Origin of the sequence: Kineococcus xinjiangensis (assembly GCF_002934625.1) — a bacterium.
GTDB lineage: Bacteria > Actinomycetota > Actinomycetes > Actinomycetales > Kineococcaceae > Kineococcus_A > Kineococcus_A xinjiangensis.
Window position 1 is genome coordinate 40,468 of record NZ_PTJD01000009.1, and the last position, 24,067, is coordinate 64,534.

Here is a 24,067-nt window from a genome sequence, read left to right on the forward strand (position 1 = left end):
AAGCCCCGTGCGGAGCCCACCGCGACCGGCCCCGCACACTGGGGCCGTGACCAGCACCACCGACACCGGTCCCGTCACCACCCCCGCCCTGAAGGAGTGGGGCGCCGTCGCCCACGCCCTCCTCGACGGGCGGCAGGCCCTGCTGCTGCGCAAGGGCGGCATCCACGAGAAGCGCTTCACCGTGGGCGCCTCCCGCTTCCTGCTCTTCCCCACCGTCGCCCACAGCCACGCGGAGTCCGTGCGCCCGGAGCACCACGACCTCCTCCCCCTCGGCGAGGCCGACGCCGGCACCGACGACCTCGTCCTGCGCGCCGGGCTGGAGGTCTTCGACGCCGTCGAGGTCACCCGCCCCGAGCAGGTCGACGACCTCGCCGACCTGCACGTCTGGACGCCGGAGTCGGTGCGCCGCACCCGCGTCGACTTCCGCCCCCGCCACCGCCTCACCGCCCTCGTCGTGCGTGCGGTGGAGCTGGAGGCGCCGGTGCGGCTGCGCCGGCTGCCGGAGCACGGCGGCTGCCGCAGCTGGCTGGACCTGCCTCTGGCGTGGCCCGCGGGCAGCGGGCGCGTCGTGCACGCCGACGACCACCTCGCAACCGTCGCCGCCGCGGTGCGCGAGCGGGCCGGCGCCCCGTAGCGGCCACCGCCCGGAGCACGCGCCCGGGGTGGAGCGGGCAGGATGGGGGCCGTGAACTCCCGTCCCCGGCCCTCCGCAGCCGCTCCCGACCGGCCTCCCAGCGCCGAGCACGCCCGGCTGGCCGAGTCCTCCGGCGACGACGCCCCCTGGCGGATGTGGGGTCCCTACCTCGCGGGGCGGCAGTGGGGCACCGTCCGGGAGGACTACTCCACCGACGGTGACGCGTGGACGTCGTTCCCGTTCGACCAGGCGCACGCCCGCGCCTACCGCTGGGGCGAGGACGGCCTCGGCGGCATCTCCGACCGCTACGGCTTCCTCAACTTCGGCGTCGCCCTGTGGAACCGGCGCGACCCGATCCTCAAGGAGCGGCTCTTCGGCCTGACGAACCTCGAGGGCAACCACGGCGAGGACGTCAAGGAGTACTGGTGGGCCGTCGACGGCACGCCCACCCACAGCTGGATGCAGTGGATGTACCGCTACCCGCAGGCGGAGTTCCCGTACCAACAGCTGCGGGAGGAGAACGCCCGCCGCACCCGCGCCGAGCGCGAGTACGAGCTCGGCGACACCGGCGTCCTCGACGGCGGCCGCTTCTTCGACGTGACCATGACGTACGCCAAGGCGTCCCCGGAGGACGTCTGCATCACCGTCAGCGCCACCAACCACGGTCCCGACCCCGCCCCGCTGGACCTCCTCCCGCAGATCTGGTTCCGCAACACCTGGGCCTGGGGGTGGGACCCCCGCCAGGGCACGATGAGCCAGTTGCTGCCCCCCACGCTGTCCGTCGGCGGCATCGAGGCCGTCGAGAGCGAGCACGCCCACCTGGGCCGGTACTACCTGTCCGCGGAGGGATCCCCCGAGGTCCTCTTCTGCGACAACGAGACCAACCAGGTCGGGCTGTTCGGGGCGCACCGCAACCGCGCGCGCTACACCAAGGACGGCATCAACCAGCGCGTCGTCTTCGGCTCCCGCACCTCCGTCAACCCCGCGCACACCGGCACCAAGGCCGCGTTCTGGTACCGCTTCGACGAGGTCGCCCCCGGCGAGACCGTCTCCGTGCGGCTGCGCCTGTCGCACGAGGCCCCGTCGGCGGCCACGTTCGGCCCGGGCTTCGAGGAGGTGCTGCAGGCCCGCCGCGCCGAGGCCGACGAGTTCTACGAGCACGTCATCGACCCGCGCGTGCAGGGCGAGGACCGCCACGTCGCCCGCCGCGCCTACGCGGGGCTGCTGTGGTGCAAGCAGCTCTACCGCTACGACGTGCGGCAGTGGCTCGACGGCGACCCGATCGGCGACCCGCCCCCGCCGGAGCGGGCCGCGCCGGGCGCGCGCAACACCGAGTGGCGGCACCTGTCCATCGCCGACGTCATCTCCATGCCCGACGAGTGGGAGTACCCCTGGTTCGCGGCGTGGGACCTCGCCTTCCACACCATCCCGCTGGCGCACGTGGATCCCGAGTTCGCCAAGGAGCAGCTCGTCCTCATGTGCCGCGAGTGGTCGATGCACCCCAACGGACAGCTGCCCGCCTACGAGTGGGCGTTCGGCGACGTCAACCCGCCGGTGCACGCGTGGGCGGCGTGGCACGTGTACCGGATCGACGGCTACCGCGACCAGCAGTTCCTCATCCGGGTGTTCACGAAGCTGCTGCTGAACTTCTCCTGGTGGGTGAACCGCAAGGACGCCTCCGGGTCGTACATCTTCGAGGGCGGCTTCCTCGGGATGGACAACATCGGCCTCTTCGACCGCTCCGCGCCCCTGCCGCCGGGGTTCCGGCTGGAGCAGTCCGACGCCACGAGCTGGATGGCGTTCTACTGCCAGCAGATGTTCAAGATCGCCCTGGAGCTGTCGCGGCACGACCGGGCGTGGGAGGACGCGGCGACGAAGTTCCTCGAGCACTTCCTCTCGATCGCGCAGTCGATGAACTCCTTCGGCTCCCACAACCGGTCGCTGTGGCACGAGGAGGACGGCTTCTACTACGACGTGCTCGTGCGTCCCGACGGCAGCGCCGAGCCGATGCGGGTCCCGTCGATGGTGGGGCTGCTGCCGATCCTCGGCACCACGGACGTGCCCGCGTGGATCGCGGAGGAGTGCCCGGACCTGACCCGGCGGCTGCGCTGGCTGCAGCACCGCCGCCCCGACCTGGTCGAGCCGCTGATGTCGCGCTCCGGGCCGGAGGGTCGCAAGATGCTGCTGTCGCTGCTGGACCCGGACCGGCTGCGGCGCATCCTCACCCGCATGTTCGACACCGAGCAGTTCCTCTCCCCCTACGGGATCCGGTCGCTGTCGGCCGCGGTGAAGGAGACCGTGACCACCGAGGTCGGCGGCAAGAGCTCCTCCATCGAGTACGAGCCCGGCGAGTCCCGCACGCCGCTGTTCGGGGGGAACTCCAACTGGCGCGGGCCGGTGTGGTTCCCCGTGAACGTGCTCCTGGCGGACAAGCTGCGCACCTACGGCCGCCACTTCGGCGACGAGCTGACGATCGAGATCCCCACCGGGTCGGGGAACCACAAGACGCTCATCGAGGCCGCCGACCTCATCGACGACGGCCTGGTGTCGCTGTTCCGCCCCGTGGAGGGCAGGCGTCCCGCCGACGGGCACCGCATCGAGGCGAGCGACGACCCCCTGTGGCGGGAGCACCCGACGTTCAGCGAGTACTTCGACGGCGACACCGGCGAGGGCCTCGGCGCCACCCACCAGACCGGCTGGACGGCGCTGGTGGCGCACCTGCTGAACCCCCGGCTGCCCCCGGGGCCCGGCGAGAGCCGCTGACGGACCCACGTACCCGCACCACCTGCGAGAGGAACCCCATGTCGCTGCCCGAGCAGCCCCACGACGTCGTCGCCTGCGCGCTGACGGACCTGCCCCCCGGCGAGGTCGTCCGGCTGGACCTCGCCGTGCCCGTGACGGTGTTCAACGTCGACGGCGAGCTGTACGCGATCGACGACACGTGCACCCACCAGGACGCGTCGCTGTCGGAGGGCTGGGTGGAGGACTGCGCCGTGGAGTGCCCCCTGCACTCGGCGATGTTCGACCTGGAGACGGGGATGCCCTCCGGCCCGCCGGCGTTCAAGCCGGTCCGCACCCATGCCGTGTCGGTGGTGGACGGGGACGTCGTGGTCCACGTGGGGACCCCGCGCGGCTGACGCCGGCACCGCGGCGCGCTGCGGTCGCCGCCCCGGCGGCGGTTCGCGGCGGGGACCGGGGGCTCAGGCGGCGCGGCCGACGGCGGGGCGCCGCCCGGCCAGCGCGAGCAGCAGGTCCCGCTCGCGGCGGCACACGCGCGCGGCCCGGTCGCAGGGCGCGGGGTGCGGCTCCAGCACGACCCCCGAGTCGGCGGCGTGCGCGGTGAGGTCCTCCCAGCGCCGGGGCAGCCGCAGGCCCCCGGGGTCCAGCCCCTCCGCGGCGGCCGAGCGCAGCAACAGGCGCCGCTGCGCGGGGGCGTCGGCGGCCACCACGGGGCGCCCGTCGGTGACGCGCAGCAGCGCGGGGAGGACCTCTGCCAGCGGCGGGGCGCCCGTGAGGTCGGTGTCGCACAGGCCGTGGGTGGTGGCCGGATCGCCGGTGACGGGGGCGTGCGGGTCGAGGAGGGTGTCGAGGAGCACGTCGCCGGTGGCGGCGTCGACGACCGCGAGCTCCACGGCCAGGCCGTCGGGACCGGTCGCCGCGGCGTCGAGGACCACCGCCGCGCCGGGGGCCGCGGCCCGCAGCGCCCACCTCCGGGCCTCCTCGGCCGCGGCGCCGGAGCGCCCCCGCTCCGCGGCCAGCCAGTGCCAGGCCCGCTCCACGGCGTCGAGGGCCGGGTCGGCGGCCAGCTCCAGGTGCTCCCGCACCCCGAGGTCCCGGGCTCCGAGGTTGCCGCCGGCTCCCGGGGCGGGCGGCACCGCGGCCCCCGGCTCCCTGCCCTCCAGCACCTCGAAGGCGCTGCGCAGGGCGGCGAGCGCGGCCTGGCGGGCGGCGTCCAGCACGTCACCGCAGCGGTGGGCGGCGGCCTCGAGCGAACGGTGGAAGGCCGCGTCCTCGTGCGGCTCCCCGCCCCACCAGCGCGCCGTCCCACCGGCGTTGAGCAGCACCCGGCCGGTGCGGGCCTCCCGGCTGCCGAGCGCCACCCCGACGTCGGCCGCCAGCAGCCACGGCCGGGCGGGCGCGCCCGGTGCCTGCGTGGCGAGGAAGTCTGCAGCGCTGTCCATCGTGCACCTCCGTGGTGCGGTGGTCCCGGTGCGGGGTCCGACGGTCGACGGCCCCCTACCCGACGACGCCGACGCTACGCCCGCCCCCCGACACCGGCGCGGTGCCGCGCGGGGAGCTGGACCACCCGGGTGTCCCCCGCGGGCGCTGAGCGACACCCGGGTCCCCGCGGTCCACCGGACGGATCGCCCGTGGTCCACCGGACGGATCGCCCGCGGTCCACCGGACGGATCGCCGGTGCGAGCGCCCACCGATACGTTCTGGAGGTGCCCGCGCTCACCACGGACGTCCGCACCACCGACGCCCTCGGAGAAGAGGACACCGCTGCGGCCTGGGAGCTCTACCGGAGCGCCTTCTCCCGCCTGGAGGTGCTGGCCGCCCAGCGGCACCTCATGACGGAGGGGGAGTTCGGCCAGGTGGCCGCGGATGCGCGAGTGCGCAAGCTGCTGGCGCACTGCCCCGACTCCGGTCGCCTCTGCGGCATCGCCAGCGTCACGACCGACCTCGCCGCGATGCCGCTCGTCTCAGAGCCGTACTTCGCGCGGCGCTGGCCGGAGGAGCACGCCCACCGCCGCATCCACTACGTCGGCTTCGTGGGGGTCGAGCGCCGCTACCGGGGCAGCAGCGGCGCCTTCGCCGCGCTCGTGGCGGAGATCTGCCGTCCCGCCGTGGCCGAGGGTGGCGTGGTCGCGGTGGACGTCTGCCGGCACAACGAGGACCTCGGGCTGCCCCGGGCCATCGGCACTCTCCTCGCGGAGCTGGGCTCCACCCGGGCGCTGCGACTGGACGAGCAGGTCTACTGGGCGCACGAGTTCCCGGTTCCCCACCGCGGCTGATCGGCGCGCGGCCGGCCCGGCTCCTGCCCGTCAGGCCCTGCCCGTCAGGCCGTGGTCTCCACGACCCCCCAGGACCCGTCCCTACCGGCAGAGCGCAGCACTGCGGCGCAGACGAGCGCGGGTTCGGCCTTGCCCCACAGCCAGCCCTGGCCGTGACGGACGCCCATCGCCTGCAGCGCCAGCCGCTGCTCCTCCGTCTCCACGCCCTCGGCGGTCATCGCCAGGCTCAGCGCGCGGCTCATGGCCTCCGCCGCCCGCACCAGCGCCTCGTCCGAGGGGTCGCTGCACAGGCCGCGGATGAAGCTGCGGTCCACCTTCACCCGGGTCACGGGGAAGCGGCGCAGGTAGCTCAGCGCGGAGTAGCCGGTGCCGAAGTCGTCGACGGCCAGGCCCACGCCGAGGCTGCGCAGGTCGTGCAGGACCTGCAGCGTGCCCTCGTCCTCGTGCAGCATCGAGGACTCGGTGATCTCCAGGAGGAGCGCGGAGCCCTCCACGCGCGCATCGCGCAGGATGTGGCCGACGGCCATGGGGAAGGCCCGGTCCAGCAGTTGCTGGGGCGAGACGTTGACCGACATCACGAACGAGGTGCCGACCACGCCCTCGGCCCGCCAGCGGGCGAGCTGCTCGACGGCCTCGCGCAGCACCTGCAGGCCGACGACGGTGATGAGGCCGGTGTCCTCCAGCAGCGGCACGAAGCGCACCGGGGAGACGGGCCCGCAGCCGGGCCGGGTCCAGCGCAGCAGCGCCTCCACGCCCGCCGGGCGCTGCGTGCCGATGTCCACGATCGGCTGGTAGGCCACCTCCAGCGCCAGCTCGCCCACGGCCTGGCGCAGGTCGCGCTCCAGCTCCACGTCCTCGGCGGTGTCCCGGCGCATCGACTCGTCGAAGACCGCGACGCGGTTGCGCCCGGCGGCCTTGGCCCGCTGCATCGCCGCGTCGGCGTCGCGCAGGGCGGCGACCGCGCCCTCCACCACCGGCGCGATGCCCGCGGAGGCGGAGACCACGACCTCCGCGACGGGCAGCTGGACGGGTGCGGAGACCGCGGCCAGCAGCTTCTCGGCGAGGTCGCGGACCTCCTCCTCACCACCGCGCAGGCCGAGCACGAACTCGTCACCGGCGAGGCGTCCGAGGACGGCGCCCGCCGGGGCCAGCGGCCGCAGGCGCTCCGCGGTGCGGCGGATGAGCTCGTCGCCGGAGTGGTGGCCGAAGGCGTCGTTGACGCGCTTGAACCCGTCGAGGTCCAGGAAGGCCACCCACAGCGGCGCCTGCTCCGCGCCGACGGGCTGGGCGTCGAGGAGGCGCTGCACCTCCGCGCGGTCGGGCAGGTCCGTCAGCGCGTCGTGGGTGGCGCGCCGCAGCAGCACGGCCCGGGCCCGGGCGTGGCCGTTGACCGCGGAGACCCCCCGGACGAGGAGGAGGCCGAAGACGAGGGCCAGGGCCAGGGTGGCGGCCGCGCGGTGCAGCTCCGCGTCGGGGCCGGGCACGCTGACGGCGGCGATCAGCCCGGCGAGGGAGACGCACAGCAGCGTCAGCCGCCGCGGCGACCACGCCTGCACGGGGCTGCCGTCGGTTCGGGGGCCGGGCAACTGCCGGTCGGCCAGGGAGGGGTGCAGCCCGGCGGCCCCCACGAGCACGAAGCCCACGGCGAAGGGGGCGTCGATGACGGGCGGCCCGACCAGCCGGCCGGTCGTCCCCATGATCGCGTAGGCGAGGTCGCCGACGAACATCGCACCCATGGCCGCACCGAGGAGCCGGTGGCTGGTGCGGGGCCGGGCGGACAGCAGCAGGTCGAGCACGAGGGCGAGGACGACGACGTCGACGAGCGGGTAGATCCCGGCGAGCACGCTCGTCAGCGCGGGGCGCCCGGAGATGGCGGCCGTGGGCACCACGAGGTGGGAGAGGGCGGCGAGGGCACCGGCGACGGTGAGGACGAGGCCGTCGCAGAGGACCTCCCGGCGCAGGCCGCCGTGCGCGCGGGCCAGCTTCGCCAGCCCGCAGATCAGGGCCGCGTAGCCGCTGAGGCTGAAGACGTCGCCCAGGTAGTGCACGGGGCCGTCCTGCGCGAGGCTCCAGGGCCGGATCAGGATCCCCGCCAGGAAGAGGACCATGGCGAGCGCGATGCGCTGCCAGCCGCCGCGCACGCGGGGCCGGTGCAGCTGGATGCCGCCCACGAGGCCCCCGAGCGCGAAGACGGCGGCGAGCAGCACGAGCAGCGGGGTCAGGGCCTGGGTGGCCGGCACCAGCGGGAGCACGACCAGGGCGGTGCAGCCGGTCAGCAGCAGGAGGACCATCCGGCGCGGGTGCGCGTCCGCCGCCGACTGGGCCGAGGAGACGGCCCGGGACAGCGTCGTGCGCATCCACGTCCTCCGTCCCGTGCCCGCCGCGGCCCCGCGCGGCTCCGCCGCCACCGGGGGGCCCATCGGCCCGCCGCTGGGACGCCCGTCCCTGATCGATTCCATGGTCAGGTGTTCGACCGCCCCGGTGGAAGCCTGACAGGGGAGGCCGGGGCGTCACCCTCGCGGCTCAGCGATCATCACCCGTCCGCCGCGCGCCGGGGCTTCGTGACGCAGCGCGACCATCGGCGGGGCCGCCGGGTGGCTCGGGGCTCTCGTCACCCTACGCGGTCACGTACAGCTACCGGCGTGAGGTGTCGAGGGGCCGATCGGGTGACACGACGAACTGGGGGGTTTGGAAATCGCCCCGATGGGCCGATGACTACGTCAGGTCAGCATCCGGAACACTGAGTAAGGGAGAACACCATGTCGCACCGAGGCATCAGCTGGAAGGGCCCCCGCCGTCTCGCCGCCCTCACCCTCGGTGCGGCCGTGCTCGCCGCCCCGCTCGCCACCGCCGGCAGCGCCGCCGCGGACACGAAGGCCCGCTGGATGGGCAAGGGCACCACCGTCGAGGCCCGCTGGATGGGCACCGAGGCCCGCTGGATGGGCACCGAGGCCCGCTGGATGGGCACCGAGACCCAGGCCCGCTGGATGGGCGTCGAGACCCAGGCCCGCTGGATGGCCGTCGACACTCAGGGCGACTGAGTCCCCAGCAGAGTGTGACGAAAGCTGGCTTACGGGCCAGACTGGTACCTCACGGGCGCCCCACGTGCACATCGCGCGCGGGGCGCCCTCCAGTGGGACTCCAGGAGTTCTCGAAGCGGGGGCGCGATGAGCGGGGCACCGACGTCGTCCCAGGGGGGACAGCCTCCTCCTGCCCGGACGACCCGGCAGCCGGGCTTCCGGCTGCTCAGCCCACCCGTGCTCACCTCGGCGCTGACCGCCGTCCTCGCCGCGGCCGGGATCGCGCTCACGCTGCAGGTCCCGGAAACCCCCCTCCTCACCGCCCCCAGCGGGACGGCACTGCTCGTGGCCACCGCGGCACTGTTCGTGGCCTTCTTCGTCACCGAGCTGGCCCAGGCGCTCGTGGAGATCCGACGCCAGGCCTACGCCTTCTCGCTCTCCGGCATCCCGATGATCGTGGGGCTGCTCTACCTGCCGCCCCTGGCGCTGATCGTCGGCCGCCTCGTCGCGACGACCATCGCCTTCGCCCTGCAGCGGGCGTCCCCGCTGAAGTTCACCTACAACAGCGCGGCGTACCTGCTTGAGTCGGCGCTCATCATCACGATCGCCCACCGGTTGGTCGGCGACGGTGCCGCCCTCGACCTGCAGACGGCGCTGTGGTGCTACGTCAGCCTCGCGATCGTCGACCTGCTGATGAGCGGGCTCGTCCTGCTGGTGATCACCATCAACCAGGGCATGGTGAGCAAGGAGGAGATCGCGGGGGCGCTGATCCCCGCCAGTGCGTTCGTCGCGCTGAACTGCACCGTCGCCTTCATCGGCACCGTGCTCCTGAGCGCCGGAGCCCTGGGCACCGCGCTCCTGCTGGCGTTCGTGGCCGTGACGGCCGTGATCTACCGCGGCTACCTCATCCTGCGGCGACGGCACTCCTCCCTGGTCCTGGTGCAGGAGTTCATCGAACAGGGCGAGATCTCCGGCACGGTCGAGGAGGTCGCCGAGCGGCTGCTCACGCACGTCCGCACCCTCGTGCGCGCCGCGCACGTCGAGCTGACCCTCCACGACGACGACCCCTCCACGGCCACCCGCATCAGCGTGGACGAGGCCCACCGGGTGACCATCGAGTCGGGCGAGGAGGTCGCCCTGGACTGGCCCTCGCTCCACGCCCGGCAGGGCGGGGAAGCGCTCCTCCTCGGCGAGCGCGGCGGCACGCCGGGTCAGCAGCGGTGGCTGCGCCAGCGCGGCGCACGTGACGCCCTCGTGGTGCCCCTGTCCAGGTCGGAGACCGCCGGCGTGCTCGTGGCCCTCGACCGGCTCGGCGACACGATCACCTTCACGCCCGACGACCTGGCCCTGCTGCAGGCGCTGGCCGGCCACCTGGCCGTCGCGGTCCACAGCCGCCGCCTCATGCAGCAGCTGCGCTACGAGGCCACCCACGACGCCCTGACGGGCCTGCCCAACCGCACCATGCTCGGCGAGCGCCTCTCCGAGGCCCTGGGCTCCGAGCGGGGTGCGGCCGTCGTGCTGCTCGACCTCAACCGCTTCAAGGAGGTCAACGACGCGCTGGGCCACCACGTCGGCGACCAGCTCCTGCGGGTGGTCGCCCGGCGGCTGCGGGAGACGGTGCGACCCGAGGCGACCGTGGCCCGCCTCGGCGGCGACGAGTTCGCGCTGCTGCTGCCGTCGGAGGCGGGCGCCGACATCCAGGCCGACGCGCTGGCGGTCGCCCACCGCGTCGAGCGGGCCCTGCGCACCCCCGTCGACCTGGCGGGGGTGAGTGTGAGCACGGACGCGAGCCTGGGCGTCGCCGTCGCGGCGCCGGGCGAGAGCCACACCGACCTGCTGCGCCACGCGGACACCGCCATGTACGCCGGCAAGACGGCGGGCACGGGCGTGATGGTCTACACCCCCGCGCTGGACCGCGGCCGGGCGGAGCGGCTCGCCCTGCTGGCCGACCTGCACGCCGCCCTGGAGGAGGGCGGGCTGCACCTGCGCTACCAGCCGAAGCTGGACCTGGCCCGCGGTGCGGTGACGAGCGTGGAGGCCCTGGTGCGCTGGGCCCATCCGGCGCTGGGTCCCCTGACCCCCGACACCTTCATCCCGCTCGCGGAGTCCACCGGCCTCATCGACCAGCTCACCAAGGTGGTGCTCTCGCAGGCCCTGCGGCAGTGCCGGGCGTGGCAGGACGAGGGCTACGAGCTCGCCGTCGCGGTGAACCTGTCCGCCCGCAACATCAACGACACGTCGCTGCCCGAGCACGTCGCGGGGGCGATCGTCGAGGCGGGGGTGCCCGCGCGCAAGCTGATCCTGGAGATCACCGAGAGCAGCGTGATGGGCGACCCGGAGCGCACCGTGCCCGTCCTGCAGCGCCTCTCCGACATCGGGGTGACGCTGTCGCTGGACGACTTCGGCACCGGGCACTCCAGCCTGTCGTACCTGCAGCGGCTGCCCGTGCGGGAGCTCAAGATCGACCGCTCGTTCGTGCGCGGGCTGTCCCTGCCGCGGGAGGCGCAGGCCAGCGCGATCCTGGTCCGCAGCATCGTCGGGCTGGGCCGCAGCCTGGACCTGCGGATCGTCGCGGAGGGTGTGGAGAACGCGGAGACGCTGGACCAGCTGCGCGACTACGGCTGCGACGTCATCCAGGGCTACTACGTGGGCAGGCCGCTGCCCGCGGAGGACGTCGACGCCGCGGGGCCGTTCCGCGTCCTGATGATGGAGGGTCCCGCCTGAGCGGGTGACGGCGCGGCACCGCAGAGTGCCGACTCGCGCAAGGCGGTGACGCCACCTAGAAAAATCTTGCAAGGATTGAGACATCTTGCGATCCTCGGCCTACCGTGTGCGGTGCGAGGGCGCGGGTCGAGACCACCGTCCCCTCGGTCGCACCAGCGACGAACTCAGCAAGGGGAGGGACGAGATGATCGGCAACGAAGCGCACCTCGAGGAGCAGTCGCCGGTGGCGCGGCACGTCATCGACGAGGCGGCCGCGGCCCTGGAGGAGCGGCTGCGCGACTGGCGCTGCGTGCTCCCCCTGCGGGCCGGCACCGCCCACGCGGCGGCGCGCCGGCAACTGGAGCAGTACCGCCGCGCGGTGCGCGACGGGCACGAGGACGCAGTGCAGGCGCTCGGGCTCCCCCTGGTCAGCGCCGCCACGCTCTACAGCAGCTGACGACCTCCGCCGGCAGGCGCACGGCCCGCGGCAGGCGCGGGGGCCGGGTCCGACACGCGGACCCGGCCCCCGCACCGCCCGCTCACCAGATGCGGACGCGCTCCTCCGGAGCCATCCAGAGCCCGTCGCCCTCGGTGACCCCGAAGGCGTCGTGGAACTCGTCGAGGTTGCGGACCACCGCGTTGCAGCGGAACTCCGGCGGCGAGTGCGGGTCCACCGCGAGGCGGCGGGCGGCCTCCTCCGGACGGACCTTGCCCCGCCACACCGCGGCCCAGCCGAAGAACAGCCGCTGCTCACCGGTCAGGCCGTCGAGGACCGGGGCCTCCTTCCCGTCGAGGGAGAGCAGGTAGGCCTTGTGCGCGATGGTCAGGCCGCCCAGGTCGCCGATGTTCTCCCCGACCGTCAGCGCGCCGTTGACGCGCTGGCCGGGCAGCTCCTCCGGCTCCAGGGCGTCGAACTGCGCGATCAGCGCCGCGGTGCGCTTGCCGAACTCCTCGCGGTCGGCGTCGGTCCACCAGTCGCGCAGGTTGCCGTCGCCGTCGTACTTCGCCCCCTGGTCGTCGAAGCCGTGGCCGATCTCGTGGCCGATGACCGCACCGATGCCGCCGTAGTTGGCGGCGTCGTCCGCGTCGGGGTCGAAGAACGGCGGGCGCAGGATCGCCGCGGGAAAGACGATCTCGTTCATGCCGGGGTTGTAGTAGGCGTTGACCGTCTGCGGCGTCATGAACCACTCGTCGCGGTCGACGGGGCCGCCGAGCTTGCCCAGCTCGTGGCGCAGGTCGAACTCGTTGGAGCGGCGGACGTTGCCGAGGAGGTCGTCGCGCTCGACGACGAGGCCGGAGTAGTCGCGCCACTTCACGGGGTGGCCGACCTTCGGGGTGAACTTGCCGAGCTTCTCCAGCGCCCGCGCCTTCGTCTCCTCCGTCATCCAGTCCAGGGCCTGGATGTCCTGCCGGTAGGCCTCGACGAGGTTGGCCACGAGCTCGTCCATGCGGGCCTTGGCGACCGGGGGGTAGTGCCGCTGCACGTAGAGCTTGCCGAGCGCCTCCCCCATCGCCCCCTCGACCAGGCCCACGCCGCGCTTCCAGCGCTCCCGCAGCTGCGGCACCCCCGACAGGGTCGTGCCGTAGAAGGCGAAGTTCTCGTCCACGAACGCGGAGCTGAGGTAGGCGGCGGACCCGTGGACGATCCGCCACTGCAGCCACTCCCGCCACTGCGGCACCCGCTCGGGGGTGAGCAGGCCGGACAGCCCGGCGAGGAAGCCCGGCTGGCGCACGACCACCTCCGCGACGGCCGCGTCGTCGATGCCGGCCGCCGCGAGCCACGCCGCCCAGTCCAGCGCGGGCAGCAGCTCCTCCAGCGCCGCGCGGTCCAGGAGGTTGTAGGTCAGGGTCGCGTCGCGGTTCTTGACCCGGTCCCAGTGGTGGGCGGCGACGTCGGTCTCCAGGGCGAGGATCCGCTCGGCCGCGCCCGCCGGGTCGGGCAGGCCGGCCAGCTCCAGCATCCGCTGCACGTGGTCGCGGAAGGCGGCGCGGATCTCCGCGTACTGCTCCTCGCGGTAGTAGGACTCGTCCGGCAGGGACAGCCCGTACTGGGTGACGTGGACGAGGTAGCGGTCCGACTGCTTGGAGTCGGTGTCCACGTAGAAGGCGAAGGGGCCGTTGACGCCCTGGCGCAGCAGCCGCCCCCAGGCGCGGACCAGCCCGTCGACGTCCGCCACGGCCGCCGCCAGCGCCAGCTCCTGCTCCAGCGGGGACGCGCCCAGGGCCTCGACGGCGTCGACGTCCATGAAGCTGGCGTACAGGTCGCCGATGGCGCGGGCCTCACCCTCGGCGGAGGGGTCCGCCGACACCTCCTCGACGATGGCGCGGACCTGCTCCTCGGACTCGTCCCGCAGGCGGATGAACGCACCGTCGAGGGCGCGGTCGGCGGGGATCTCCGCGCTCGCCAGCCAGGCGCCGTTGACGTGGCGGAACAGGTCGTCCTGCGGGCGGACGGCCGGGTCGATCGCGGAGGGGTCGATGCCGGAGGTGCGCGAGCCCGACGCGCGAGCGGCCGAGGCGCCGGGGGTGGTGGCACCAGAGGTGGAGGTGTCGCTGCCGGTCAGGTCGGTGCCGGAGGTCATTCCCCGAGCATAGGTGGATCATCCGCGCCGTTCCCGGGGAGCGCGCCGCCGCCGGAGGACGGTTGCGAGGAACCGCTTTCCCGCCCAAGGTGGGCGGTGCCGCCTCCCCGCGAACGGAGAATCCGCATGAGCGCACCCGCCGCGGTGCCCACCGCCACCCTCAACACCGGCGCCACCGTCCCGCAGCTCGGCCTCGGCACCGCCCGCGCCGGGGACGCCGAGATCCGCCGCACCGTCGCGCAGGCGCTGGAGCTCGGCTACCGGCTCATCGACACCGCCTCCCGCTACGGCAACGAGCGCGGCGTCGGGCAGGGCATCGCGGACTCCGGCCTCCCCCGCGAGGAGGTGTTCGTCTCGACGAAGCTGCGCGGCGCCGAGCAGGGCCACGCCGAGGCGAAGGACGCCCTGCACGCCAGCCTCGACCGGCTCGGCCTGGACCACGTCGACCTCTTCCTCGTGCACTGGCCGCTGCCCCGCCTGGACCGCTACGTGGAGTCCTGGCACGCCATGGAGGAGCTGCGCGCCGAGGGCCTCACCCGCGCCATCGGCGTCTCCAACTTCCTCCCCGAGCACCTCGACCGGCTGCGGGCGGAGTCGGGCACCGTCCCCGCCGTCAACCAGATCGAGATGCACCCGCGCCTGCCGCAGGAGGAGCAGCGCGCCGACAACGCCCGGCGGGGCATCGTCACGGAGGCCTGGTCACCGCTGGCGGCCGGGGAGGGCCTGCTCGACGAGCCCGCCCTCGTCCGCACCGCGGAACGTCTCGACGTGACGCCCGCGCAGGTGGTGCTGGCCTGGCACCTGCACTGCGGCGTCGTGACGTTCCCGGCCGCGTTCGAGCCGGACCTGCTGCGGCAGAACCTCGCCGCCGCGCAGGTGGTGCTCGACGCCGGGGCGCTGTCCGCCGTGGCCTCCCTGGCGTCCGGGGAGCGCATCCACGACCAGGACCCGGCCACCTTCGAGGAGTACTGACCGCGGCCCCACCGGCGCGGCGGGTGCACCCGACCTCGCCCCGCGCCCGCACGGGCGCTCGGCTAGCGTCGTGCCCGGCCGGCCCGCACCGGTGGGGGCCGCAACGGCAGGAGGAGCAGCACATGGGAGTCAGCCTCGCCAAGGGCGGCAACGTCTCGCTGTCGAAGGCCGCCCCGGACCTGCGGGCCGTCAGCGTCGGCCTCGGCTGGGACGTGCGCACCACCACGGGGCAGGCGTTCGACCTGGACGCCTCCGCCCTCATGCTCGGCGGTGACGGCAAGGTCCTCTCCGACGCGCACTTCGTCTTCTACAACAACCTCACCAGCCCCGACGGCTCCGTCGTCCACACCGGCGACAACCGCACGGGTGAGGGCGAGGGGGACGACGAGGTCGTCGACGTGGACCTGTCCCAGGTGCCGGTCACCTGCGGGCGCATCGTCTTCGCGGTGTCCATCCACGACGCCGACGCGCGGCGGCAGAACTTCGGCCAGATCCACAACGCCTTCATCCGGGTCGTCAACGCCGACGACGGCGAGGAGCTGGTCCGCTTCGACCTCACCGAGGACGCCTCGACGGAGACCGCCATGGTGTTCGGCGAGGTGTACCGCCGCGGCGAAGAGTGGAAGTTCCGGGCGGTCGGCGCCGGCTACGCCACCGGGCTGCGCGGGATCGCCGGCGACTTCGGCGTCGACGTGGAGTAGGGCCGTCGCGCACGCTGCGGAACCAGTCCCCGGGACCACGAGCGCACCCCGCCGGACCACCTCGTCGCGGGGGCCGGCGAGGCAGGATGGTGACGTGGAGGTCATCGCGCAGTGGGTCCGCACGAGCTGGACCAAGCACTCACGCGGCGGTCCCGCAGCGACGGAGCGCAACGCCACCCCTGTCGCGTTCCCGCTGAGCAGCACGTCCTCAACCTCGCCCACGCCCCGGTCGCCGCCGGTGTCTTCCTCGGCGACCCCGTCCACACGATCGACGAGCGCAGCTCCCTGCGATGACCTGACGGACGTCCCGGCCATCCCCGCGTTCTCGTGCATGCGCCTGTCCACCGAGGTGCGAGCACGTCCATGCCGCGGTCAGTGCGTGAGCCCCGGTCACGTCCTCGGGTGCTGCGCCGTCGATCCCGGTGCACCGCCGTGCTCGTGGATCCCACCCCGGCGCGCCGCCTGCCAGTCGCGCTCGACGCCTCGCAGCAGCGCCGGATACACGAGGAACAGCCTGAACGGCCGGATCGCCGCCATGTAGGCGGTGCCGAGCCGGCCGTTCGGCCGCACGAGGACCGCCATGCGGCCGCGGAACCGGCCCCCACCCTCCGCGACCCACCCCAGGTGCATCACCGCGTGCACCGTCCGGTTCGCGATCTCCCCCGCCCACTCGTCCGCCAGCTGGTACAGCGGATGGAAGAGAGCGTCCCGCCCGGGCTCGGACGCGGTGCCCCGCAGGTCGGCGGGCAGCCGCTCCCGCAGCGAGGTCGCGCCGGCGCCCAGTCCGTGGGCGGGCGCGTCCCAGCCCAGCAGCCGGCCGAGCTGCTCCCGGAACTCCCACAGGAAGCGGACGGCGAGCGGGGCGTTCGCGGGGAACGTCCCCGCCACCATCGTCGACACCAGCAGGGGCAGCTCCTCCCGGCCACCGACCGCGGGAAGCTCCCAGACGTCCTCCAGGACGAAGTCGGGCACCACCTCGTGGATCCGCCAGGAATGCGCGGCGTGCTCGGTGTCCGGCAGCCTCATCACCATCACCACTTCCTCTCCGACAGCTCGACGACCCGATCCTGTTCCGGTGGCCGCCGGCGGTCGTCGCCCCGGCGGTCCCCGGGCGTACGCCACGCGGCGTACGGGGGCGACCGAACGGGTGGACGGACCGGAACGGCGTCGGCGGCCCCCTCCGGCATGCCGATACCGCAGAGGTGATCCAGCTCCCTGAGGCGGCGTCCCCTGATCGGGGTCGACACCGGACCGCGGAGCGGAGCACCAGGAAGCGGCGCGTGGCTGTCATCGCGGCGTGGGCCGTCTTCCTGGCCCTCTTCGCGGTCACCGCCTGGTTCCTGGTGCTGATCTCGGCGATCGGGAACGTGGCGGGCAACCGCAACGGCGGATACGACCTGACCCTCGCCCTGCTGCCTGCGGCTCTTCCGGCCCTCGTGCTCGCGTTCGTGCACCCGTGGCGGGTGGCGTTGGCCGTTGCCGCACTGATCGCGACAGCGGCTGGGATCTTCAGTGCGATCGCTGCCGGCAACGCAGGCCCGTCGGAGTCGCACCTGCTGTCCGTGCAGGAGGAAGCGGGTGCGCCTGCCGGGTGGAGGCAGCTGCACCGGAGCAGCACCAGCGGCCCCTTCTTCGGGGAGCGCCCGGGCGTGAGCGTCAACTACAGCGTCGCCGCGTCACCGGAGGACGCGGTCGCCGCGTACGAGTCGGTGCTGAGCCGTCACGGCTACCTGCAGGAGCCCACGACCGACCTGCCCGCCACGATGGCCGACGAGCCCGGCCACTCCCTCCGCAGGGCCTACCGCAGGGATCGCATCACCGTGGACGTGCACGTGATCAGCAACACGAAGTCACGGGCACCGGAGTCCTACCCGGACAGCCGCGACGCGAGCGACACGCCCTCGCCGGGGGAGAGCCTGGTACGCGTCCACTTCCACTGAGGCCGGCGCGCAGGAGGGGGAGCTGCCGGGGCCCGGGAGTGCCGGGCCCCGGGGAGGCTCACTGGCAGGCTTCGCACTCCGGGCCGGCGTCGATGGCGCAGGCGCTCACACCGGAGAGGAAGTCGTCCTCCTCCTCGACGGCGGGCTCAGGGGCGGTGGTCTCCGGCACGGGTCCTCCTCGGATCGCGATGGTGCGGGCGAACAGGCTAAGCGCGCGGAGGCGCCCACGATTCCGCCACGCCCCGCGACGCGCCGGAACCCCACCAGGCGAACCCGCCGCCCGCCTCCTCCGCCCGCTCCCCGCGGAGCAGCGCCGCGACCCGGACGAGGTAGGCCTCCCCCGCCTCGTCCTCCACGGCGCCCTCCGGCACGAGGACCGGGTAGTCCCGCGACGGGACCCCCTCGCCGGGGCGCACGTCCACGTGCGCGACGGAGAGCCCCCGCGAGTGCAGGAGGTCGGCCATCGCGTAGTCGGTGCGGGAGTCGCCCACGGTCCGCCAGCGGGCCGGCAGCTCACCGTCGGCGGCCAGCAGCTCCAGCGCCCGCTCGGCGCCGCGGTCCTTGCCCAGGAGCACCGACTCCACGTCCACGGCGATGACGGTGGGGTCGATCCGGTAGGGGACCCGGCCCTGCGCGTCGGGCACCTCCCGCCCCCGCAGGCCGACACCGAGGCCGGCGGCGGCGCACGCGGCGAGCACCTCCTCCTCGAAGGGGCCCTGCGCGGCGGCGTAACGGCTGGCGGGGACGTCCACGCGCTGCTCGACGGAGACCATCGCCCGCTTGGTGGTGTCGACGAACATCGTGTCCGCGTAGCGGGCGGCGACGATCCCGCCCACGAGCTCGTGCACCTCGCGCGGCACGGCGAGGGAGGAGTCGGCCACCACCTCCGTGGCGCGCCCCTGCCGCACGGAGAAGCGCACCGCCCCCTTCTCGCAGACGGCGTGCACCCGCGCCGTCCCCGGCAGGCCGGCGGCGAGGAGGGGGGCGACCACCTGCTCGCGCAGGAACGTGTCGGAGCGGCCGGTGTTGAAGACCAGGGGCACGCCGGCGCCGGCGAGCTCGACGAGGGCGGCGAGGATGCCCGGCCGGCTGACGGAGCGCGTCGCGGGGCTGGCCACCGGGCCGTCGACGTCGAGGAGGAGGCCGAGGGGCGGGACGGGGCTCACCCCCCGATCCTCCCCGACGCCGTGCGGGTGTCGGGCGCTCGCCCCCGGGTACGGGGCGGGCATGACCGTCGAGCAGGCCCCTGGACGCACCTCTGCGCGCACCTCCGGGCACCTCCCCGCACCCGCCGTGCCGGCGCTGGCCGCCGTGGACGCGGTGATGGCCGGGGTGTCCCGGCTGCGGTCCGGGCGCAAGGCGGCGCACCCCTCCGGCCGGACCGTGCGCGGCGTCCTGCACCGGGCGGGGCTGTCGGAGGGCGTCGGGGTCCCGTGGCTCGACGAGCCGGGCTGGGACGAGGCGGTGGTGCGGCTGTCCCGGGGGGCGGGGCTGCCCGAGGTGCTGCCGGACCTGCTGGGCCTGGCGCTGCGGGTGCACGGGGAGGACGGCGCCCCCTACGACCTGCTGCTGTCCACGACCGGGCTCTCGCCGCTGCGCCGGCACGTCCTCGCGCTGCGGCGGGACCCGATGCGCTCGGCGTACACGAGCGTCGTGTCGCACCGCGGCCCCGCGGGGCCGCTGGCGCTGGCGGCGATCCCCGCGTCCCGGGCGGCGGGGTTCGTGCTGGCCGTGGCCTCCCCCGCCGGGCCGTGGCGGCCGTTCGCGCACCTGGAGGTGGGCCGGGGCCCGGCGCTGCCCGACGTGGCCTTCGACCCGGTGCTGCACGCGGTGCCGGGCCTGGCGCCCGGGCCGTGGATGGCTGCGGTGCGGCGGGCGGCGTATGCCGGCTCCCGCCGGGGCCGGGGGGCGCGCCTCGACGCTTCCGGCGGCGGCTCTCCCGACGGCTCTCCCGACGGCGCGGAGTGACGGATGCAGGCGGCCGGCCGCAACTTCTCCTGAGCGAGCGCTCCCACCGGCTCTGCGGCCGGAGGAACTCCCCAGAGTGACCGCTCGGCTGCGCCGAGGTGCTCCGGTGGGGTGACGACCCACGAACCGTTTCAGTGAACGCCGGACCACGGGCTCCCGGACGCGCTACCGTCCTCCAAGATCCGGCGCAACCGGAGAGTGGGCGGCCGCGCGGCGCGGCCCCGCAGATCGGAGGAGACCATGAGCAGAGCGGTCAAGACCGTGGCGTCCCGCACCGGCGGCCTCGGCCTCGCCCTCGGCGTCCTGCTGGTCCTCTCGGGCCTCGGCGGCCTGGCGGTCGTGGACGTCCACGACGCCGGGAACGCGGCCCTCCTCGTGGCGCTGCACCTGCTGCTCGGCACGGCGGTCGTCGTCCGGTTCACGATCGGCCGCCACCGCACGCCGCACGCCTGATCCTCCGCGGGGTCGCCCCTCAGCGCGCGCGACGGGTCAGGGCCACCCCGGCCAGGGCCAGCACCCCACCGGCGAGCGCCAGCGGCGGCGGCACCTCCCCCAGCAGCGGCCAGGCCGCGAGCACCGTCAGCGGCGGCACGACGTAGGTGGCGATCCCGAGCCGGCCCGCGTCGGTGCGCGACAGCGCGTAGGCCCACGTCCCGAACGCGACGGCGGTGGGCACCAGGCCGAGGTACAGGAGGCCGGCGGTGGCGGCGGGAGGCGCGGTGAGCAGGTCCGCGTGCAACCGGCCCGCGAAGGGCAGGCAGGCGAGCGCGCCGACGACGCAGGACAGGAAGGTCACCTGGAGGGCGGGGAGCCGCCGCAGGGCGGGCTTCTGGGCCAGCACCCCCACCGCCCAGCTCACCGCCGCCACCAGGCACAGCAGGGCCCCGACGAGGTCGGCGTCCGCGGACCGGCTGGTGGCGGCGCCGATGACGAGCGCCCCCGCGAACGCGACGGCGGCGCCGGTGAGCAGGCGGCGCGGGAAACCCTCCCCGAGGAAGGCGCCCGCGAGCAGGGCGATGAGGATGGGCCCCACGCTGACGAGCATCGCGGTGGTCCCGGCGTCGAGGCGCTGCTCGGCGGCGTTGAGGGCGACGTTGTAGAGGGCGAACCAGCCGAGGCCGCAGACGGTGACCAGCCCCCACTCCCGGCGGGTGGGCCGCACCCACCTGCGGCGGGCCAGCACGACGACGCCGAGGGCGAGGGCGCCGACGACGAGCCGCCCCAGGGCCAGGGCACCGGGGTCGAAGTCGTGGCGGACCGCACGGATGGCCAGGAACGCCGACGCCCAGGCGAGGACCGTCACCACGACGGCGGCCAGCACGGCGGGCCCGGGCCGCTCGGCCTGCTTGGTCCGGGCGCGCAGGTCGGCGGGGGCGGGGGTCGTCATGCCCCGACGGTAGGCGCAGCCACCGACGTGCGCCTGCGGCCATCGGACCTCGCTTGGCCCGGCCCGGCGGACGGGGCGGGGTCGCTGCACCCCACCCGCCCGCTCAGCGCAGCCCGGGGACCCGGACGACGATGAGCTCGGTGTCGTCGGGGCGGTCGCGACCCACCCAGCGGCCGTCGCTGCCGGGGTAGTTGTTGTCGTTCGCGACGAGCACGCGGTTGCCGCCGAGGAACTCGATGCTCTCCACGGACTGCAGCGGGAAGGAGAAGACCTCCCCCACGCCGTACTCGCCGGGGCGGGCGGGCAGGGAGACGCCCGCGGGGTCCCGGATGTCGAGCAGGTCCAGCACGAGGTCCTTGACGAGGACGCCGTCGCGGTCGGTGCGCCGCAGGTCGATCGCGTACACCTTCTTCTGCCGGGCCTCGGCGCCCTGGGCGTCGTCGCGCTCGATGACGAGGAAGCGCCCGTCGGGCAGGGCCGTGAAGTCGCCGAGGACAGCGCCGGGGAACGCCTCGTCGACCTGGTAGGTCCAGGTGCGGCCGGTGTAGCGGCGCTCGCGCAGGTCGAACTCGTGGACGATGCGGCGGCGCGGGTCGGGGTCACCGACGAGCGCACCCTCCAGCACCGGGTACAGCCGCTGCCCGTCCCTGCTCAGCGCCATCCCCTCGAAGCCGCGGCTGGCGGGCAGGGTCGGGGCGGCGTCGCCGAGGAAGGGGTTCTGGGGGGACTGCACGCCGGGCAGGGGGACGGGGGCGTCGAGGACCCTGCCGGTGGCGTCGGTGTGCAGGAGGAAGGGGCCGAACTCCTCGCCGAACCAGAACGTCCCGTCGGGGGCGCGGCGCACGGACTCCAGGTCGAAGTCGGCGCCGGTGAGGAGGCGGTCGGGCCGGTGCAGCGGGAACGGGACGTGCCCGTCGGGGTCGCGCAACTGCAGGAAGCCCTCGACGTCGACGGTGCCCGAGCCCCTCCGCGCGGTGCGGAAGTCGGGGTCGATGCGGTAGAGCCGCAGCAGGAAGTCACCGGAGTTGCCGCGGGTGCCGAAGCCGTTGTCCGTCATGCCCCAGAACGTCCCGCCCCCGGCGTCGAGCACCGCGGAGAAGCCGGGGATCGGCTGGCCGGGGAACGGGGGCACGACCCCGTTGGCGGGGTTCACGAGCGCCCCCGAGGGCGGGCCGGGCTGGTAGGCGTCCGCGGGGAGGATCGCCCTGCCCAGCAGGGTCGGCTCGTCGCCCCGCGCGCTCCGGTCGGCCTCGGCGGAGGCGGCGGGGACGAGTGCGAGGAGGAGCGTCGCGGCGGCGGTGGCGGCGGTCCTGCGCATGGGTGGCTCCTGGAGGTGGGGTCGCTCGGTCGCGGCGAGGCATGGTGCACAGGGCCGCCCGGCCACCGGGGTGCCGCGGAGCGTCCGGCGCCTGACGCGGGGGTGAACTCCGGCACCCCCGCCGCCGCCCCTGCCCGGACGCACCGCGGCCCGGGGGTCGGTGCACCGGGCACCGCCCCCCCGGGCCGCCGGGGACGTGGGACTGAGCAGCCGGGCCGTGGGGTCAGAGCCCGCCGACCGGGGGCTGCCCCGTCTCCGGCACGAGGACGGGGGTGTCCTCCCGCAGGGTCTCGCCGCGGAAGAAGGCGCGCAGCCGCACCGCGCAGGCCAGCATCAGCGGGATGCCGAGGACGAGCATGCCGACGCCCATGACGAAGACCCCGCCGATCGGTCCGAAGTTCGTCGAGCCGTAGTCGGTGCCGACCATGTCGACGGCGCTCTGGGTGAAGGCCCACAGCATCGCCAGGCCCCCCAGCAGCGGGATCAGCCCGCGCAGGAGGAAGTGCCGCACCGAGCGGGTCAGGGTGCGGCGGAAGAACCAGACGCAGGCGAACGCCGTGATGCCGTAGTAGAAGGCCACCGCGAGGCCGAGGGAGGCGATGGAGTCGGCGAGGGCGTCGGTGCTGACGAACGACAGCACCAGGTAGAAGAACACCGCGGCCGCCCCCATGACGGCCGTGGCGAAGGAGGGCGTGTGGAAGCGCGGGTGGATGCGCCCGAAGCGCTCCGGCAGGGCGCCGTAGACGGCCATCGCCAGGGCGCCGCGGGCCGTCGGCAGGATCGTCGTCTGGGTGGAGGCCGCGGCGGAGACCGCCACCGTCAGCAGCAGCAGGGACGCGACGACGCCACCACCCACGGGCCCGCCGAGAACGGTGAGCACGTCGTCGGCGTTCTCCTCGTTGCGCAGTCCGATGCCGGTCTCCCCGAAACCGGAGTACGCCTGCACCGCGATGGCGACGAGCAGGTAGGTGGCGAGCAGGATCACCGTGGCCAGCACCGCGGCCTTGCCGGGGGTGGAGTCGGAGTCCTTCGTCTCCTCGGTGACGGCCAGGCAGGCGTCCCAGCCCCAGTAGATGAAGACGCAGAGGATGACGGCCTCGGCGATGGCGGAGCCGCTCAGCCCGAACGGGGAGAACCACTGCAGGCTGGGGCGCACGGCCTGCTCCCCCGCCGCGCCGGTGTAGACGAGGTAGAGCGCGCCGATCGCCACGAACCCGAGGACGGCGAACTGGAGCAGGACGAAGACGTTCTGCAGCCGCTCGGAGATGACGATGCCGCGGTAGGCGATCCAGGTCATCGCCACGATGAAGGCGATGCCCAGGCCGATCTTCACGGCGTCGTTCTCCGCGAGGGCGTCGAGGCCGACGAAGCGGAGGCTGTAGATGCCGGCGATCTCGGCGACGTTGGCCAGCACGATGATCGCGGAGACGGCGACGCCCCAGCCGCCCATCCACCCCACCCAGGGACCGAACGCCTTGGTGGCCCAGGTGAAGGTGGTGCCGCAGTCGGGAGCGGCCCGGTTCAGCTCCCGGTACGCGATGGCCACGAGCAGCATGGGCAGGAAGGCGAGCAGGAACATCGCCGGGGCACGGTCGCCCACGGCGAACACCACGTAGCCGAGGGTGGCCGCGAGGCTGTAGGCGGGGGCGGTGGCCCCCAGGCCGATCACGGTGTTGCCCCACAGGGTCAGGGCCCCGGGCGTGAGCCCCTTGCCCACCCTCGGAGGGTCCGCCGCGTGCTTCGTGTAGGCACCGGCCGTCGGTACTTCCGCCATGGTCTGCCCCGTCCTTCTGGATCCGCTCCCACCGGCGTTCCCGCCGCCGTTCG

At 74.5% G+C, this 24,067-nt stretch carries 20 protein-coding genes; 12 read left to right on the plus strand and 8 right to left on the minus strand.

Going from position 1 to position 24,067, the window contains the following annotated elements; genetic code table 11:
• Nucleotides 1-46 precede the first annotated feature (46 nt).
• The 3 genes from CLV92_RS13105 to CLV92_RS13115 are packed head-to-tail and all read left to right on the plus strand — an operon-like array spanning nt 47 to nt 3,771.
• On the plus strand, nt 47-634 hold the full coding sequence (locus CLV92_RS13105; RefSeq protein WP_104433289.1) for a DUF1802 family protein: 588 nt from the start codon (nt 47-49) through the stop codon (nt 632-634).
• Between the two features lie 42 nt (nt 635-676).
• The gene (locus CLV92_RS13110) at nt 677-3,397 is read left to right on the plus strand and encodes an MGH1-like glycoside hydrolase domain-containing protein (protein WP_104433290.1); all 2,721 of its coding nucleotides are present in this window, start codon (nt 677-679) and stop codon (nt 3,395-3,397) included.
• Nucleotides 3,398-3,435: 38 nt separating this feature from the next.
• Complete coding sequence (locus CLV92_RS13115) at nt 3,436-3,771, plus strand: bifunctional 3-phenylpropionate/cinnamic acid dioxygenase ferredoxin subunit (RefSeq protein ID WP_104433291.1); 336 nt, start codon at nt 3,436-3,438, stop codon at nt 3,769-3,771.
• 63 nt (nt 3,772-3,834) lie between these two features.
• On the opposite strand, the gene CLV92_RS13120 is transcribed toward CLV92_RS13115, so the two are convergent.
• A complete protein-coding gene (locus CLV92_RS13120; protein ID WP_104433292.1) occupies nt 3,835-4,815 on the minus strand; it encodes a 3'-5' exonuclease family protein in 981 nt (326 codons plus the stop codon).
• Nucleotides 4,816-5,079: 264 nt separating this feature from the next.
• Between CLV92_RS13120 and CLV92_RS13125 the strand changes: the two genes are divergently transcribed.
• A complete protein-coding gene (locus CLV92_RS13125) occupies nt 5,080-5,649 on the plus strand; it encodes a hypothetical protein (RefSeq protein ID WP_104433293.1) in 570 nt (189 codons plus the stop codon).
• Between the two features lie 44 nt (nt 5,650-5,693).
• On the opposite strand, the gene CLV92_RS13130 is transcribed toward CLV92_RS13125, so the two are convergent.
• Nucleotides 5,694-8,006: a putative bifunctional diguanylate cyclase/phosphodiesterase gene (locus CLV92_RS13130; RefSeq protein WP_104433294.1), complete on the minus strand. Its 2,313-nt coding sequence runs from the start codon at nt 8,004-8,006 to the stop codon at nt 5,694-5,696.
• A 402-nt stretch (nt 8,007-8,408) separates the two neighbouring features.
• Between CLV92_RS13130 and CLV92_RS13135 the strand changes: the two genes are divergently transcribed.
• The 3 genes from CLV92_RS13135 (at nt 8,409) to CLV92_RS13145 (ending at nt 11,829) form a co-directional block, all read left to right on the plus strand.
• Complete coding sequence (locus tag CLV92_RS13135; protein WP_104433295.1) at nt 8,409-8,690, plus strand: hypothetical protein; 282 nt, start codon at nt 8,409-8,411, stop codon at nt 8,688-8,690.
• A gap of 126 nt (nt 8,691-8,816) precedes the next feature.
• Nucleotides 8,817-11,393: a putative bifunctional diguanylate cyclase/phosphodiesterase gene (locus tag CLV92_RS13140; protein WP_104433296.1), complete on the plus strand. Its 2,577-nt coding sequence runs from the start codon at nt 8,817-8,819 to the stop codon at nt 11,391-11,393.
• A 184-nt stretch (nt 11,394-11,577) separates the two neighbouring features.
• A complete protein-coding gene (locus CLV92_RS13145; protein ID WP_104433297.1) occupies nt 11,578-11,829 on the plus strand; it encodes a hypothetical protein in 252 nt (83 codons plus the stop codon).
• 82 nt (nt 11,830-11,911) lie between these two features.
• On the opposite strand, the gene CLV92_RS13150 is transcribed toward CLV92_RS13145, so the two are convergent.
• Entirely contained in the window at nt 11,912-13,954 is a 2,043-nt protein-coding gene (locus CLV92_RS13150) for a M13 family metallopeptidase (protein ID WP_104433298.1), read from the minus strand.
• 126 nt (nt 13,955-14,080) lie between these two features.
• Here CLV92_RS13150 and CLV92_RS13155 point away from each other — a divergent pair, with 126 nt between their 5' ends.
• Complete coding sequence (locus CLV92_RS13155; protein ID WP_104433299.1) at nt 14,081-14,926, plus strand: aldo/keto reductase; 846 nt, start codon at nt 14,081-14,083, stop codon at nt 14,924-14,926.
• Nucleotides 14,927-15,048: 122 nt separating this feature from the next.
• Nucleotides 15,049-15,627 (plus strand): TerD family protein, encoded by a 579-nt coding sequence (locus CLV92_RS13160; protein WP_104433301.1) that lies wholly within the window; start codon nt 15,049-15,051, stop codon nt 15,625-15,627.
• A 390-nt stretch (nt 15,628-16,017) separates the two neighbouring features.
• On the opposite strand, the gene CLV92_RS13165 is transcribed toward CLV92_RS13160, so the two are convergent.
• Nucleotides 16,018-16,653: a DUF2867 domain-containing protein gene (locus tag CLV92_RS13165; RefSeq protein ID WP_104433541.1), complete on the minus strand. Its 636-nt coding sequence runs from the start codon at nt 16,651-16,653 to the stop codon at nt 16,018-16,020.
• A gap of 254 nt (nt 16,654-16,907) precedes the next feature.
• Here CLV92_RS13165 and CLV92_RS13170 point away from each other — a divergent pair, with 254 nt between their 5' ends.
• On the plus strand, nt 16,908-17,567 hold the full coding sequence (locus CLV92_RS13170) for a hypothetical protein (protein ID WP_104433303.1): 660 nt from the start codon (nt 16,908-16,910) through the stop codon (nt 17,565-17,567).
• A 206-nt stretch (nt 17,568-17,773) separates the two neighbouring features.
• Here CLV92_RS13170 and CLV92_RS13175 read toward each other — a convergent pair whose 3' ends face one another.
• On the minus strand, nt 17,774-18,733 hold the full coding sequence (locus CLV92_RS13175) for a Cof-type HAD-IIB family hydrolase (protein ID WP_211291110.1): 960 nt from the start codon (nt 18,731-18,733) through the stop codon (nt 17,774-17,776).
• 61 nt (nt 18,734-18,794) lie between these two features.
• Here CLV92_RS13175 and CLV92_RS13180 point away from each other — a divergent pair, with 61 nt between their 5' ends.
• Together CLV92_RS13180 and CLV92_RS13185 are read left to right on the plus strand one after the other, a co-directional pair.
• On the plus strand, nt 18,795-19,535 hold the full coding sequence (locus CLV92_RS13180; protein ID WP_146099527.1) for a hypothetical protein: 741 nt from the start codon (nt 18,795-18,797) through the stop codon (nt 19,533-19,535).
• Nucleotides 19,536-19,775: 240 nt separating this feature from the next.
• Entirely contained in the window at nt 19,776-19,988 is a 213-nt protein-coding gene (locus tag CLV92_RS13185) for a hypothetical protein (RefSeq protein ID WP_146099528.1), read from the plus strand.
• Between the two features lie 19 nt (nt 19,989-20,007).
• Here the strand turns inward: CLV92_RS13185 and CLV92_RS13190 are convergent, their stop codons facing one another.
• The 3 genes from CLV92_RS13190 to CLV92_RS13200 form a co-directional block, all read right to left on the minus strand.
• A complete protein-coding gene (locus CLV92_RS13190) occupies nt 20,008-20,922 on the minus strand; it encodes a DMT family transporter (RefSeq protein WP_104433307.1) in 915 nt (304 codons plus the stop codon).
• 103 nt (nt 20,923-21,025) lie between these two features.
• Nucleotides 21,026-22,240 carry an esterase-like activity of phytase family protein gene (locus CLV92_RS13195; RefSeq protein ID WP_104433309.1) on the minus strand — a complete coding sequence of 405 codons (1,215 nt, stop codon included), beginning with the start codon at nt 22,238-22,240 and terminating at the stop codon, nt 21,026-21,028.
• Between the two features lie 223 nt (nt 22,241-22,463).
• Complete coding sequence (locus tag CLV92_RS13200; protein WP_104433311.1) at nt 22,464-24,014, minus strand: APC family permease; 1,551 nt, start codon at nt 24,012-24,014, stop codon at nt 22,464-22,466.
• Nucleotides 24,015-24,067: the final 53 nt, after the last annotated feature.